General features: G+C 71.7%; 14 protein-coding genes. 6 read left to right on the top strand and 8 right to left on the bottom strand.

Annotation, left to right across the window (positions count from 1 at the left end):
• Window positions 1–93: 93 nt before the first annotated feature.
• On the bottom strand, window positions 94–1,119 hold the full coding sequence (locus OG858_RS13110; RefSeq protein WP_319321868.1) for a Gfo/Idh/MocA family protein: 1,026 nt from the start codon (window positions 1,117–1,119) through the stop codon (window positions 94–96).
• Window positions 1,120–1,218: 99 nt separating this feature from the next.
• Between OG858_RS13110 and OG858_RS13105 the strand changes: the two genes are divergently transcribed.
• The 4 genes from OG858_RS13105 (at window position 1,219) to OG858_RS13090 (ending at window position 5,585) form a co-directional block, all read left to right on the top strand.
• A complete protein-coding gene (locus OG858_RS13105; protein ID WP_327748988.1) occupies window positions 1,219–2,694 on the top strand; it encodes a multidrug effflux MFS transporter in 1,476 nt (491 codons plus the stop codon).
• Complete coding sequence (locus OG858_RS13100) at window positions 2,646–3,824, top strand: serine hydrolase domain-containing protein (RefSeq protein WP_408059389.1); 1,179 nt, start codon at window positions 2,646–2,648, stop codon at window positions 3,822–3,824. Before OG858_RS13105 ends, OG858_RS13100 begins: the two co-directional genes overlap by 49 nt.
• A 113-nt stretch (window positions 3,825–3,937) precedes the next feature.
• On the top strand, window positions 3,938–5,017 hold the full coding sequence (locus OG858_RS13095; protein ID WP_328544893.1) for a small ribosomal subunit Rsm22 family protein: 1,080 nt from the start codon (window positions 3,938–3,940) through the stop codon (window positions 5,015–5,017).
• A 94-nt stretch (window positions 5,018–5,111) separates the two neighbouring features.
• The gene (locus tag OG858_RS13090) at window positions 5,112–5,585 is read left to right on the top strand and encodes a GNAT family N-acetyltransferase (protein WP_319320700.1); all 474 of its coding nucleotides are present in this window, start codon (window positions 5,112–5,114) and stop codon (window positions 5,583–5,585) included.
• A gap of 152 nt (window positions 5,586–5,737) precedes the next feature.
• Here the strand turns inward: OG858_RS13090 and OG858_RS13085 are convergent, their stop codons facing one another.
• Window positions 5,738–5,947: a DUF6243 family protein gene (locus OG858_RS13085; RefSeq protein ID WP_179201420.1), complete on the bottom strand. Its 210-nt coding sequence runs from the start codon at window positions 5,945–5,947 to the stop codon at window positions 5,738–5,740.
• Window positions 5,948–6,043: 96 nt separating this feature from the next.
• On the opposite strand from OG858_RS13085, the gene OG858_RS13080 reads away from it, so the two are divergent.
• Window positions 6,044–6,670: a TetR/AcrR family transcriptional regulator gene (locus OG858_RS13080; RefSeq protein ID WP_086753280.1), complete on the top strand. Its 627-nt coding sequence runs from the start codon at window positions 6,044–6,046 to the stop codon at window positions 6,668–6,670.
• A gap of 223 nt (window positions 6,671–6,893) precedes the next feature.
• Window positions 6,894–7,646, top strand: coding sequence for a bifunctional DNA primase/polymerase (locus OG858_RS13075; protein WP_086753282.1), 753 nt, complete (start codon window positions 6,894–6,896; stop codon window positions 7,644–7,646).
• Window positions 7,647–7,674: 28 nt separating this feature from the next.
• On the opposite strand, the gene OG858_RS13070 is transcribed toward OG858_RS13075, so the two are convergent.
• The 6 genes from OG858_RS13070 to OG858_RS13045 all read right to left on the bottom strand — a co-directional run bounded on the left by OG858_RS13070 (window position 7,675) and on the right by OG858_RS13045 (window position 14,274).
• Window positions 7,675–8,787: a hypothetical protein gene (locus OG858_RS13070; RefSeq protein ID WP_086753284.1), complete on the bottom strand. Its 1,113-nt coding sequence runs from the start codon at window positions 8,785–8,787 to the stop codon at window positions 7,675–7,677.
• Entirely contained in the window at window positions 8,744–9,619 is an 876-nt protein-coding gene (gene efeU / locus OG858_RS13065; RefSeq protein WP_319266756.1) for an iron uptake transporter permease EfeU, read from the bottom strand. Before efeU ends, OG858_RS13070 begins: the two co-directional genes overlap by 44 nt.
• 4 nt (window positions 9,620–9,623) lie before the next feature.
• Window positions 9,624–10,910, bottom strand: a complete 1,287-nt coding sequence (efeB, locus tag OG858_RS13060) for an iron uptake transporter deferrochelatase/peroxidase subunit (protein WP_086753288.1) — start codon at window positions 10,908–10,910, stop codon at window positions 9,624–9,626.
• A 2-nt stretch (window positions 10,911–10,912) separates the two neighbouring features.
• A complete protein-coding gene (efeO, locus tag OG858_RS13055) occupies window positions 10,913–12,064 on the bottom strand; it encodes an iron uptake system protein EfeO (RefSeq protein ID WP_319064619.1) in 1,152 nt (383 codons plus the stop codon).
• 195 nt (window positions 12,065–12,259) lie between these two features.
• Window positions 12,260–13,132 carry a heme ABC transporter ATP-binding protein gene (locus OG858_RS13050; protein ID WP_086753292.1) on the bottom strand — a complete coding sequence of 291 codons (873 nt, stop codon included), beginning with the start codon at window positions 13,130–13,132 and terminating at the stop codon, window positions 12,260–12,262.
• The gene (locus OG858_RS13045; RefSeq protein WP_328544894.1) at window positions 13,129–14,274 is read right to left on the bottom strand and encodes a FecCD family ABC transporter permease; all 1,146 of its coding nucleotides are present in this window, start codon (window positions 14,272–14,274) and stop codon (window positions 13,129–13,131) included. Before OG858_RS13045 ends, OG858_RS13050 begins: the two co-directional genes overlap by 4 nt.
• Window positions 14,275–14,312: the final 38 nt, after the last annotated feature.

Genomic DNA, 14,312 nt, shown 5'->3' with positions numbered 1-14,312 from the left:
GCGAGGCCGGTGCGGAACGAACCTTCGTTTTTCGCCGATCACGATCCCGGCCCCGCCGCCGGCCCTCGCCCCAGCCCCGGCGCCCGCCTTCCTTTACGCGAACGAACCTTCGTTCAGGCGCTCCTCGCCGGGATACCGCACCCCGATGCCGTCCCGGATCGCGTCCAGGGTGCGCATCACGGCGAGGGTGCCGTCGAGGGGGACGAGCGGGGACTCGGTCTCGCCGGCGCGCAGGGCCCGCATGACCTCGGCGGCCTCGTGCCGGAGGCTGTTTCGGGGGCCGTGGGCCGGGTCGGCGGTGAAGGTCTGCGGGTCGCGGCCGTCGCGGTGCAGGACGAACCGTTCCGGGAAGAAGAACCCGGACGGGATGTCGATGCGGCCCTCGGAACCGGTCACCGAGGCGGACGTGCCCGTGCCGCCCACGATGGAGCAGTGCACCGAAGCGATGGCACCGCTCTCCCAGGAGAGCAGTGCTCCGGTCTGGAGATCGACGCCCTCCTCGGAGAGCACCGCTCTCCCCGTGACGTCCGACGGCTCCCCGAGCAGCAGCTGCGCGAACGACACCGGGTACACGCCGAGGTCGAGCAGCGCGCCCCCGCCCTGCGCCGGATCCCGCAGCCGGTGCGAGGGCGGGAAGGGCCCGGCGAGCCCGAAGTCGGCCTGCACGGTCCGTACTTCACCGATCGCGCCGTCCCGCACCATCTCCGCCAGCCGCCGCACCAGCGGATTGCAGTACATCCACATGGCCTCCATCAGGAACCGCCCGCGCTCCCGCGCCAGCGCGACCAGTTCCTCCGCCTCCCGCACGTTCAGCGTGAACGCCTTCTCGCACAGCACGTTCCGCCCCGCCTCCAGACACATCCCGGCGGCGACCCGGTGCGCCGCGTGCGGAGTGGCGACGTACACCACGTCCACGTCCGTGTCCTCGGCGAGCGCGCGCCACTCGCTGTACGCCCTCGGTATCCCGAACCGTTCCGCGAAGGTCTTCGCCGAGGCCTCGCTCCGCGAGGCCACCGCCACGACCTCGGCGTCCGGCAGGTCGACGAGGTCGGCCGTGAAGGCCGCGGCGATCCCTCCGGTCGCCAGGATCCCCCACCGCACACGTCCGTCGTTCGACATCGCCACCCCTGTCCTCGGCCCCGGGGCGGGATTGTGACCCCGCCCACGTCGTACGAGCTGAGAGCATAGGTGGCGGACCGAACGGAGAGGGAGGGGCACATGCCCGAGGGGCACATACCGGGCTCGGCGGCGGCCGAGCCGAACACGACGGCGGGGCAGTACGCCAAGCCCGGCGCGGCGGCGGAACAACGGCCGTCGCAGCCGCCGCGACCGTCGCAGCCACAGCCGTCTACGTCACAGCCGTCGACCTCACGGCAGCCGACGTCACGGCAGCCAGAGTCACAGTCGTCGAAGCGACAGCCGTCGAGGCCGCAGTCGGCGAAGCCACAGTCGTCGAAGACGAACCCCACCGCCCTCCGCCGTACCGGTCTCCTCGTCACCCTCATCCTCGGCGGCCTCACCGCCACCCCGCCCCTCGCGATGGACATGTACCTCCCGGCCCTGCCGGAGGTCACCGACTCCCTCCACGCCCCCGCCACCACGGTCCAGCTCACCCTCACTGCCTGTCTCGCCGGCATGGCGCTCGGCCAGCTCCTGATCGGTCCGATGAGCGACCGTTTCGGCCGCCGCCGTCCGCTGCTCCTCGGTCTCGCCGTCTACATCGTCGCCACCGCCCTCTGTGCCCTCGCCCCCACCATCGAGACCCTCATCGCCTTCCGTCTGGTGCAGGGCCTCGCCGGCTCGGCCGGGATCGTGATCGCCCGAGCCGTGGTCCGCGACCTGTACGACGGCGACGCGATGGCCCGCTTCTTCTCCACCCTGATGCTGATCTCCGGGGTGGCCCCGATCATCGCGCCGCTGATCGGCGGCCAGATCCTCCGCGTCACGGACTGGCGGGGCGTCTTCGTCGTCCTCACCGTCATCGGCATCGCGCTCCTCGCGGTCGTCTGGGCGAGGCTCCCCGAGACGCTCACCCCCGCCGAACGCCACAGCGGCGGCATCGGCGAGACCCTGAGCGCCATGCGCGGTCTGCTCACCGACCGGGTCTTCATGGGCTACACGCTCGCCGGCAGCTTCGCCTTCGCCGCCCTCTTCGCGTACATCAGCGCCTCCCCGTTCGTGATCCAGGAGATCTACGGCGCCTCCCCGCAGACGTTCAGCCTGCTGTTCGGCGTCAACTCCGTCGGCCTCGTCATCGTCGGCCAGATCAACGGCAAGATCCTGGTCGGCCGGGTGAGCCTGGACAAGGTGTTCGCGGTGGGCCTCACCGTCGTCGCGCTGGCGGCGACCGCGCTGCTGCTGATGTCCCTGGGCGTCTTCGGCGAGGTCGGCCTCACCCCGGTGGCGGCGGCCCTCTTCGTCCTGATGTCGGCGATGGGCGTCACCCTCCCCAACACCCAGGCCCTCGCCCTGATGCGGGTGCGCCACGCGGCGGGTTCCGCGTCGGCCCTGCTGGGTACCTCGTCCTTCCTGATCGGCGCGATAGCGTCCCCCCTGGTCGGCGTCGCGGGCGAGGACACCGCCGTGCCCATGGCCGTCGTCCAACTGGCCGCGACACTGGTGGCCGCGACGTGCTTCGTGGCACTGTGCCGTCCTTGGAACAGGCGTACGACAGTGGAGGGAGCGGAAAGCTGAGCGCGCCGAGACTGCGCACGGACACTCCGGAACGGGCCGGACTCGACCCCGAGGAACTGCGCCATCTCGTACGAGACGTGCGCGCGTTGACGGAAGGGGACCGCCCCAGGGCCCCCGCCGCCGTCGTCCTCGCGGGCCGCGGCCCCGTCATCGCCGTCGAGGAGGCGGCGGGCTGGGCGGTCCGCTACGAGGCCTACGACGAACGCGCCGACAGGGGACGGGAACTCCCGCCGGACGCCCGCGTGCCGGCGACCCCCCGGACCCCCTTCGACCTGGCCTCCCTCACCAAGCTGTTCACCGCGGTGGCGGCAATCCAGCAACTGGAACGCGGCACCCTCGGCATCGACGCGAAGGTGGCGGCGTACCTCCCCGACTTCACGGGCGCCGCCGAACACGGTCTCACCGTCCGCCACCTCCTCACCCACACCTCCGGGTTACGTCCCGAACTGCCGCTGTACGGCTGCCCGTCCCCGGCCGCCCGTCTGGCGATGCTCCGCTCGGAGGCCCCGATCTCGCCCCCCGGCACGGCCCACGTCTACTCCGACCTGAACCTCCTGCTCCTCCAGCACGTCCTGGAACGGCTGACCGGCCGGACCCTCGACATCCTGATCCGCGACGGCATCACCCATCCGCTGGGCATGGTGTCGACGGCCTTCGGCCCCTGCCCGGCCGCCGCGGCGACGGAGGACCAGCGCCATCCCTGGGCCAAGGCGGACCGGGGCATGGTCCGCGGCCACGTCCATGACGAGAACGCGTGGTCCCTCGGCGGTGTGGCCGGCCACGCGGGCCTCTTCTCGACGGCCCGGGACCTGGCGATCTTCTGCCGCACCCTGCTCGCGGGCGGTTCCTACGGCCCCGCGCGCATCCTCGGCCCCGATTTCGTCGAGCTGATGCTCACCCCGCCGGGTCTCGGCTTCGCCCTCGACCAGACTTGGTTCATGGGCGAGTTGGCGGGCCGGGGTGCGGCCGGCCACACCGGGTTCACGGGCACGTCCCTGGTCCTGGACCAGGCGACGGACACCTTCCTCGTCCTCCTCACCAACGCGGTCCATCCCCGCCGCCGCGACCCGGTCAACGCGGCACGCGCGGCGGCGGGGACCCGGGTGGCGCGGGCGGTGCGGGGAAGGTGAGCCGACGCGGGCGGGGCGACGGCGCGGGGGAGTGGGGCCGGTCTTCCCGACCGTGGCCGCCGGCCCTCCGGGCGCCAGCCGAAAGGGCGACGAGGGCCCCCTAGAATCGCTTCGTGAACGCCCCCGCCCCCGCCTCCTCCGCCGACACCCTCCGCAGCGCCCTCGCCGGGCTCCTCGACGGTCTTCCGCCGAAGTCGGCCACGCAGGCGGTGGAGCGGCTGATCGCGAACTACCGGGGGCGGACGCCGACGGACGCGCCGGTGCTGCGGGACCGGTCGGACGTGGTGGCGTACGCGGCGTACCGGATGCCGGCGACGTTCGAGGCGGTGTGCTCGGCGCTGGAGGCGTTCGCGGTGGCGGTGCCCGGGTGGGTGCCCGGCAGCCATGTGGATGTCGGCGGGGGTACGGGCGCGGCCACGTGGGCGGTGAACGCGACCTGGGAGGGCGGCCGTCCGGTGAGGGTGCTCGACTGGGCGGAGCCGGCGCTGGCGCTCGGGCGGGAGATCGCCGCGGCGAACCCGGAGCTGAAGGCCGCCGAGTGGCAGCGCTCTCGTATCGGATCGGCGCTCACCATCGAGAGCACTGATCTCGTCACCGTCTCCTACGTCCTCGGTGAGCTGACCGCAGCCGACCGCGCGGCCGTGGTCGAGGCGGCCGCGACCGCCGCCCGGGCCGTCGTGATCGTCGAACCCGGCACCCCCGACGGGTACGCCCGCGTCATCGAGGCCCGGGACCGTCTCGTCGCCGCCGGGTTCCACATCGCCGCGCCCTGCCCGCACAGCGCCGCCTGCCCCATCGTCCCCGGCGAGGACTGGTGCCACTTCGCCGCCCGCGTCAGCCGGTCCTCCCTGCACCGCCAGGTCAAGGGCGGCTCCCTGCCGTACGAGGACGAGAAGTTCAGCTACGTCGCCGCCACCCGCTTCCCCCCGGCCCCGGCCTCCTCCCGTGTCGTCCGCAAGCCCCAGATCCGCAAGGGCCAGGTCCTCCTGGACCTCTGCGGAACGGCGACGGCCACCGGCCCCGAGACCGGCCCCGAGACCGGCCCCGAGAGCAGCCCCGAGACCGGGACCGAAGCTGTTCCCGCCCTCGGCCGGACGACCGTCACCAAGCGCCACGGCCTCCTCTACAGGGCGGCCCGCGACACGGAGTGGGGCGACGCCTGGCCGCCGGCCGCCGATGGTGGCACCGACTGACTCCCTGCCCGCCCCGCCCCTGCCCGCCCCGCCCCCTGCCCGCACCCTTAAATCGCTTGCGACCCCCGCACCCCTTCCGTCTATGTCATCGATCATGTCGACGACACCGCACCTGGAACAGATAACCCCCGCCAACCTCGAAGCAGCACTCGCCGTGAGCATCCGCCCCGACCAGGAGCACCTGGTGGAGCCGGTCGCGCGGTCGCTGGCCGAGGCGTATGTCCACCCCGGTGTCGCCTGGCCCCGGCTGATCCGGGACGGCGACCGGGCCGTCGGCTTCCTGATGGCCTTCCTCGACATCGACTGGAAGGGCGACGGCTCGGGCACCGACATCCGTTCCGGGCTCTGGCGTCTCAACATCGCCGCCGACGAACAGGGGCGGGGGTACGGCCGTTTCGCCGTCGAGTCGGTGGCCGCCGAGATCCGCAGCCGAGGCGGCAGCAGGCTGTACGTCACCTGGCACCCCGGCCCCGACGGCCCGGAGGCCTTCTACCTCGGCCTCGGCTTCCGCACGACGGGGGAGACCAGCGGGCACCAGACCGTGGGGGTGCTGGAGCTGGACGGATGACGACCGTCCCGTGCCGCCGCTGAGCCGGCCCGGCAGGCCTCACCTCCCCGGCGACCCGGCTCCGGCCCTGTGGTCCAGCTCCGTGGACGCTAGGCGGGTCCGCCCCGCCGGGACCACTCAGGGTGGCTCCGGCGGGGCGGACCCGCTGCGGTTCACGAGGACTCGCCGGTCGTACCCTCCGTTCCCGTCTCTGCCTCCTGGCGTTTCGCCTGGAGCTTGCGCAGCAGCTCCCGCTTCTGGGCCTGGGGGTCGAGGCCGCCGCCGACACGGCCGTTCGCGGGTCCGCCGCGCAGGGCCTCGCGGCCCAGGTTCCGGCGGGAACCGCCCACTCCCAGCATGTTTCCTGCTCCACCTCGGGTCATGACGATCTCCCTCGCTGTGACGATACGGTTCGTCTCGCTTGCGTCCACCACCATCCGGCGAGACGTACCGTCTTGTCAACCTGATAGGTTCGGACCATGGCCAACAAGACCGCCCCTGATTCCGCCCGGCGCAGCGAGAAGTCGCGCCGCGCCATCTACGACGCCGCCCTCACCCTCGTCGGTGAAGCCGGGTACCAGAAGACGACCATCGAGGGCATCGCGGCCCGCGCCGGCGTCGGGAAGCAGACGATCTACCGGTGGTGGTCCTCCAAGGCGGAGGTGCTGCTGGAGGCGTTCCTCGATCTGCAGGAACAGGCCGCCGAGCAGGCGGCGGGGCCGGACCGGGAGCGGGAGTACGCCATCCCGGACACCGGCGACCTCGCGGCCGACCTCAAGAACGTCCTGCGGGCCACCGTGGACGAACTCCTCGATCCGAAGTTCGAGGTTCCCTCCCGCGCCCTCGCCGCCGCCGGGGTCGTCGACGAGAAGCTCACGAAGGAGTTCGTGGCCCGGCTCCTCGAACCCCAACTCCAGCTCTATGTGCAGCGGTTGGAGTCCGCGCAGGGCGCGGGACAGGTCAGGCCCGACCTCGATCCGCGCATCGCCCTCGAACTCTTCGTCTCCCCCCTCGCCCAGCGATGGCTCCAGAGGACCGGACCCATCTCGTACGACTACACGGACACACTCGTCGACTACGCCCTGTACGGCCTCGCGCCCCGCTGACCCCGGTCAACTCGCCGCCCGGGTGTGATCAATCCGACCAAGTGTCGACCAAGTGGGCCGACGGGCGGGATGTAAATCCCGTCAAAGCATGTAATAGCCCACCATCCCTGTCCGCACCCCGGCATCGCCCCACCTACCCCGGACGTGGGCTCCGGCCGCCCGCGGCGCAGGATGGTGGGACGATGAAGCATGCTGTCCGCACCACAGCGAGGCGAGGCGATAGATGAGCGCGACGTTCGGCGGCAGGAGTGGTCGGCAGGGCAGGTTCTCCGAGTGGCTGCGCGCCCGACGCGGCAGCCGCCCGCTCGACGGGGCCGCCGACGAAGCGGGCCGTGAGGAACTGCTGCTCGCCGCCGCCGCTGCCGGACTCCCGCTCGCGCCCGCCGCGTACCCCTCGGGCTACCGGTGTTCCTGTGACCGCGTGGGCTGTCCCACCCCCGCCCGGCACCCGGTGTCGTTCGCCTGGCAGACGCAGTCCACCACCGACCGCACCCAGATCGAGCGCTGGGCACGGCACCAGCCGCAGGCCAACTTCATCACCTCGACCGGCATGGTCCACGACGTGCTGGACGTACCGTTCGCCGCCGGGAGCGAGGCCCTTGAGCGGCTGCTCGCCGCCGGGATCGAGGTGGGGCCCGTCGCGGAGTCCGAGTCCGAGTCCGGCGAGGGACGGCTCCTCTTCTTCACCCTCACCCGGGGCACGCCCGAGGACGAGGACGAGTGGTGGCCCTGCGAGCTGGACTGCCACCCTGAGACCATGGACGAGCACCCGGGCCTGCGCTGGCACTGCCGCGGGTCCTACGTCCTCGTACCGCCGGCCCGGCTCCCCGGTGACCTCACCGTCCACTGGGTACGCGGCCCCGAGCACCCGCTGCCGGACCCGCTGACCCTGCTGGAGATCCTCACCGACGCCTGCTCCCGCCATGTGGGCGAGCAGTCGGACCACACGAACGCGGCCTGGCCCTCCAGAGGCTGACACCCCCGGGCCGCCGGTCGCCTCCTCGTCACTCGCCCTTGGCGCCCGTGAGCCCGCCCACCTGGCTCAAAAACCTCACCTGCTGGTCCGACTCCGTCTTCGCCGGATCGAGGACCACCTGGTTGTTCACGAACTCCAGGGTCAGGGACTGCTTCGGCTCGCCCGTCATCAGCGCCCTGACGGCCGCGTCGCTGACCGGGATGTTCACGCCCTGCGCGGCGGTCTGCTTCTGGTACTGGCGGGTGGTGAAGAAGACCAGCGCCCCGCCGTCCGTGGTGCGCAGGCCGACCGGCGCGTAGTCGCCGTTGGTGAGCGCCTCGTCGATGAACTGGCGTGCCAGCCCCGGCTTCGCCGCGTTCCGCTGGCGCTCGGAACGCTCCTCGGAGGTGTACGGCCCGTCCGCGAAGAGGGCGCTGTCCTCCTTCAGGTACGTGACGTACTTGTCGGGCAACTCCGCCGGTGTGACGGAGAGTTCGGGGTCGTTGGGCGTGACCACCTGGGCGTAGCCGTTCTCGTCCTTCTTGAACTCGGGCATGTCGGCGGCGGCCACGACCGTGAGGAAGGACACCTCCCACAGATCGGTCAGCCCGTCCCGGGTGAAGACGAACAGCCAACGGTCCGTCGAGTTGCCCTTGTTCGCGGCGGCGTCGGCCAGGAACCAGCGCGGCCAGGCCGCCTTCTGAGGGATCGTGTACGTGACGTCGGTCAGCTTCAGCGCCACATGGTTCGGGTTGCCGCCCGGGTTGAGCTTCGCGCCCGAGCGGAGCTTGCCGCCGTCGATGTCGGCGAGCGCGCCGGTGACCCGGGAGGCGTCCTGGGACTGGTCGTACGCCTTGTCCGCCTTGTTGTACGCGGTGGTGAAGTCCTTCAGCGCCCGCGCCGCCTCGCCCCGGGTCGTCGTGGGGACGACCTCCAGGTCGCCGCGGACCACCACGCACCCGCTCGCCGTCAACGACAGCGCGGTCACCGCCGTGGTCACCAGCGCGCCGCGGCCGTACGACCGAAGCCCGCTGTACCGGCCGAGGCCGCTGTACCGGCGGAGTCCGATGTACCGGCGGAGTCCGAGGAACCTCCCGCCTGTACGAACCGGACGAACCTCACGAAGCCTTCGTGGGCTCAGAACCCCGAGAACCCTGCTCATCAGGAATCTTCACCTTCCCCTTCCCGGAGGCGAACCCTACCGGGGCGAGGAACAGCGCGAGCGTCGGGACCAGATACAGGAGCCAGACCGTGACTTGGAGGACCGTCGGGTCCGGCTGGAAGTTGAAGACGCCCTTCAGCAGGGTGCCGTACCAGCTGTCCGGCGGGATCGTCCCCGTGATGTCGAACGCCTTGTCCGTCAGGCCGGGCAGGAAGTCGGCCTCCTGGAGGTCGTGGAAGCCGTACGCGAGGACGCCGGCCGCGACCACGACGAGCATGCCGCCGGTCCAGGTGAAGAACCTGGCGAGGTTGATGCGCAGCGCGCCCCGGTAGAACAGCCAGCCGAGCACGACCGCCGTCGCCAGGCCCAGCAGGGCGCCGATCAGCGGGGCCTCGGCGCCGTCGCCGGACGCCCGCACCGACGTCCACACGAACAGCGAGGTCTCCAGGCCCTCCCGGCCCACCGCGAGGAACGCGGTCGCCACCAGCGCTCCCGTGCCCATCCGCAGCGCCGCGTCGAGCTTGCCGTGCAGGTCGGCCTTCAGATGGCGGGCCGTGCGCCGCATCCAGAAGACCATCCAGGTCACCAGAACCACCGCGATGATCGACAGGGAGCCGCCGAGCGTCTCCTGCGCCTTGAACGTCAGCTCCTGGGAGCCGAATTCGAGTACGCAGCCGAAGGCGAGCGCCAGCCCGACGGCGACACCGATGCCGATCCAGATGGGCTTCAGCGCGTCCCGGCGGTCCGTCTTCACCAGATAGGCGATGAGGATGCAGACGACGAGACTGGCCTCCAGGCCCTCCCGCAGACCGATCAGATAGTTCGCGAACACCGGCTCATCCCTCCGTCGTCGATGCCGCAGACGCGGAGAACAGCGCCCGGCCCCACCAGTCGTCGGCGTCCCGGACACCGGGCGGGACCGCGAAGACCGCCGAACCCACGTGCTGGATGTACTCGTTGAGCGCGTCCGTGGCCAGGTTGCGCTGGACCGGGATGAACCCCGTGCGCACATCGCGCTGGTAGGCGAGGAAGAACAGGCCCGCGTCCAGGCGGCCGAGCCCGTCCGTGCCGTCGGTGAAGGAGTAGCCGCGGCGCAGGAGCGTCGCCCCGTGGTTGGAGTCGGGGTGCGCGAGCCGTACGTGCGCGTCCGGCAGCATCGCCTTCAGGAACGGCTCGTCACGCTCCTTCGCCTTGCCGACCGGGGCGCCCTCGCCCTTGTCACGGCCGAAGATGTCTTCCTGCTCCTGCAGCGAGGTTCGGTCCCAGGGCTCGATGTGCATCCGAATGCGGCGGGCGACGAGGTACGAGCCGCCGGTCATCCACGCCGCGTTCTCGTCGACGTCCTTCTCGCCCACCCACACGAACTTCTTCAGCCGGTCCGTCTCGGTGCCCGCGATGTTGCGGGTGCCGTCCTTGAACCCCAGGAGGTTGCGCGGGGTCTGCGCCTCGGGTGTGGTCGACGAGGTCTTGCCGAACCCGAGCTGGGACCAGCGGACCGACACCTTGCCGAAGCCGATGCGGGCGAGGTTGCGGATGGCGTGCACCGCGACCTGGGGGTCGTCCGCGCAGGCCTGGACGCACAGGTCGCCGCCGCTGCGGGCCCGGTCCAGGTTGTCGCCGGCGAACTGCGGCAGGTCCACCAGCGCCTCGGGCCGCTGCCCCGCCAGGTCGAACCTGTCGAACAGTGACGGCCCGAAGCCGATCGTCAGCGTCAGCCGGGACGGCTTCAGTCCCAGCGCCTCCCCGGTGTCGTCCGGCGGGGCCTCGGCCAGACCGCCGTACGCGCCGTCGCCGACCGCCTTCCCGGCCGTCATCCGGCGCGCGGCGGCCGTCCAGTCCTTCAGCATCGCCACGAACTCGGCGCGGTCGTCCGTCTCCACGTCGAACGCGGCGAAGTGCAGCCGGTCCTGCACGGGCGTGGCGATACCGGCCTGGTGGGTGCCGTGGAAGGCGACGGCCGCCCCGGCGGCGGGGGCCGCGTCGTCGCCGGTGCGGGCCACGGCGACCGCGCCGCCGGCCGCGGCGGCACCGAGCGCGAGCCCGGCACCGCCCCAGCCGATCAGCGCACGCCGCGAGGGAGCACGGGTGTCGGGGGCTTCGGAGGAGGTGTCGTCGTCGGCCATCGTCACTTCACCACGGCAGCCGCGAGCTGGGAGAGGGGCTCGGCGAGCGCGTTCACCGCGTCCGACAGCTCCTTCTGCTCCGCCTTGCCGACCTTGTCGTAGGAGACGAAGTCGTACCCGGTCTTGTCCGCGCGGTACTTGTCGAGCAGCGTGTTCAGTGCCGCGAACTGCTGGTCGAGTTCCTTCGTCAGCTCCGGGTCGTTCTCGGCGGCGACGGACTTCAGCAACTCGTACGACTTCTCGGCGCCCTCGACGTTGGCCTTGAAATCGACCAGGTCGGTGTGCGAGTAGCGCTCCTCCTCGCCGGTGACCTTGCCGGTGGCGACCTCGTCGAGGAGTTCCTTGGCGCCGTTGGCCATGGAGGTCGGAGTGATCTCGGCCTTGCCGACCCGCTTCTGCCAGTCCTCCAGGTCGGTCACCAGCTGGTCGGCCAGCTCGGAGTCACGGTCGGTGAGCTTGCCGTCCTGCCAGAGCGAACGCTCCAGGCGGTGCCAGCCCGTCCAGTCCTTCTCCAGGTCCTGGCCCTCCTCCAGACCGTCCTCGCGCAGGTCGACCTTCGGGTCGATGTCACCGAAGGACTCGGCGACCGGCTCGGTCCGCTCCCAGCCGATACGGGAGGGCGCGTACGCCTTCTTCGCGGCCTCGACGTCCCCGTCCTTGACGGCCTCGGCGAACACCTTCGCCAGCGGGAGGGTCTCGTCGGCCTGACTCTGCACGTACTTGCGGTACGAGGCGACGGCCGCGTCGAGCCGGGGGTCCCTCTTGGCGACCTTGCCGCCGCCGGTGGCCCTGACGTCCTGCCGGATGCCGTCGCCCTTCATGCCGGGCTTGCAGGCGATCCGGTAGTCGCCCGCCTTCACCTCGGCGGTGACCTTCTGCTTGGTGCCGGGCCCGATGTTCTCGCGCTCGGTGACGACGCGGTCGTCCGGGAAGAGGAGGTAGACCTCGGTGACCTTGGAGCCCTTGTTCTCGATGTCCAGCTCGACGTGCCCCGCCGGGAACTCCTTCTTCGACACCTCGCACTCGGTGTCGGTCGCGGTCACCGTGATGGCCCCGTCCGCACCCGCGCTGCTCTTCTCGGTGCAGCCGGTGACGGCGGTCAGGGCCGCCACGGTCGCGGCGGCGGTGACGACGGAGAGTCTGAGGGGGCGCATTTCGGCTCCAAGGCAGTACACAGGGGACACACAGAGAAGGTGAGGCGGCCCCAAGTTATCTGAGGCTAACCTCACCAAATGCTGTACCCCCAGTGAAACCCTCCCTCCGGAGCCGTACGAGCACGGGCCGATCACGGTGGCTCAAAACAGCCCCCATAGTCCGGTCAAGAGCGGGTCAAGAGACCCATTCCCCGGTCAAGAACCCCGTTTCGGTGTGATCAGGACATCGCCGGTCCGTGGATGCGGGAACACTTCGACCGGCTGCCGGTACACCTCCGACAGCAACGCCTCCTCGAAGACCCCGGCCGGCGGCCCGTCCGCCGCGACGCGCCCGTCCCGCAGTACGGCCACCCGGTCCGCGTACGCCGCCGCCAGCCCCAGATCGTGCAGTACGACGACCACCGCGTCCCCGGCCCGCGCCCGCTCCCGGCACACCGTCAGCACCAGTTCCTGGTGGCGCAGGTCCAGCGCGGCCGTCGGCTCGTCCAGCATCAGCAGCGGCGCCCGCTGGGCGAGCACCCGCGCCAGCGCCACCCGGGCGCGCTCACCGCCGCTCAGCGCGGAGAAGGGCCGGGCCGCGAACCCGGTGACCTCCGTGACCGCCATCGCCTCCGCCACCAAGGCGTCGTCCTCGTCGTACACGTCCGGCTGCCGCGCCCACGGCGCCCGCCCCATCCGTACGACCTCCTCCACCGTGAACGGGAACGACAGCGCCGCCGACTGGGGCAACACCGCCCGCCGCAGAGCGAGTTCGGGCGCAGACCACTCACCCACCGGCCGCCCGTGCACCCGTACGACACCGCCGTCGACCGGCAGATCCGCGGCCAGGACGCCCAGCAGCGTCGACTTCCCGGCCCCGTTCGGCCCCACCAGGGCGAGCACCTCGCCGGCGCGGGCGGCGACGCAGACGCCGTGGAGCACCTCCCGGGCACCGAGCCGGACGGTGACGTCCTGGGCCTCGGCGAGGACGTCACCGGGGGCGGACGGAGGCGGCGGAGTGGGAGCGCCCGCGCCCAGCCGCCCCCGGAGGAACCCTGTCAGGGACCTCCCGCTCGTCCTGGACGTCATGCCCAGCCTCCTTGCTTGCGGCGGGTCCTGCGGAGCAGCCAGAAGAAGAACGGGCTGCCGATCAGGGCGGTGAGGACGCCGAGGGGGAGTTCGGCGGGCTGGACGATCGTGCGGGCCGCGAGGTCGGCCGCCAGCAGGACGACCGCCCCGGCGAGCGCGCTGCCCGGAATCAGGAACCGGTGCCCCGGCCCGGCCGCCATCCGCAGCAGATGCGGGATGACGAGCCCGACGAAACCGATCACTCCCGACACGCTCACGGCGGCGGCGGTGAGCAGCGCGACGACCAGGATCAGCACGACCCGCAGCCGCTCCACGTCCACCCCGAGATGCCGCGCCGGCCGCTCACCCAGCGCGAGGAGGTCCAGCTTCCGCGCGGAGAAGGGCGCGACGGCCAGCCCGACCACCGCGCACGGCAGCACCGCCAGCACCTTCGGCCACGTCGACTGCGCGAGCGAACCCAGCTGCCAGAAGGTGATCTGGTTGACGGCCGCCGTGTCCTCGGCCAGGAAGATGAACAGCCCGATCGTGGCGCCCGCGAACGCGTTCACCGCGATACCGGTGAGGATCAGCGTCACGACCTCCGTACGACCGCCCGACCGTGACATCGCGTACACCACGAACACGGTGATCAGCCCCGCGACGAACGCGAACACCGACACCGTCCAGTTCCCGAGGAACGTGATCCCGAACGCGATCGTCGCGACCGCGCCCACCGCCGCGCCCAGCGAGACCCCGATGACACTCGGCTCCGCCAGCGGGTTCCCGAAGATCCCCTGCATCAGCGCCCCCGCGCACCCGAGCGAGGCCCCGATCAGCAACGCCAGCACGATCCGCGGGAACCGCACGTTCCACAGCACCGACTCGGGAACACGTTCGAGCTCCGCCCCGCCGAGGCCGATCCGGTGGACGACCGAGGAGATCACGTCACCGGTGGGGATCGGATAGGCCCCGAGGCCACCGGCGACGGGGACCAGGACGAGGAGGGCGACGACGAGAGCGACGGTGAGGAGAAGGGGGGCGCGACGTCGGGCGGGGACGGAGGGCCGTGCTACGCAGGCCCCGGCCGCCTTGCCCGACTCCCCGCTCGCCTCCGCGGGCCCGTCGGACCTCTCCGGCTCGACCGGCTTGTCCAGTACGGTCACTTGGTCCTCTCATGGGTGGGGTCGGCCCGGCCCGATCG

It is taken from the genome of Streptomyces europaeiscabiei, from assembly GCF_036346855.1.
In the GTDB taxonomy this organism is placed as follows: Bacteria; Actinomycetota; Actinomycetes; order Streptomycetales; family Streptomycetaceae; genus Streptomyces; species Streptomyces europaeiscabiei.
Note: the sequence above shows the minus strand (reverse complement) of the source record. Positions and strands in the feature narration are given on the sequence as shown.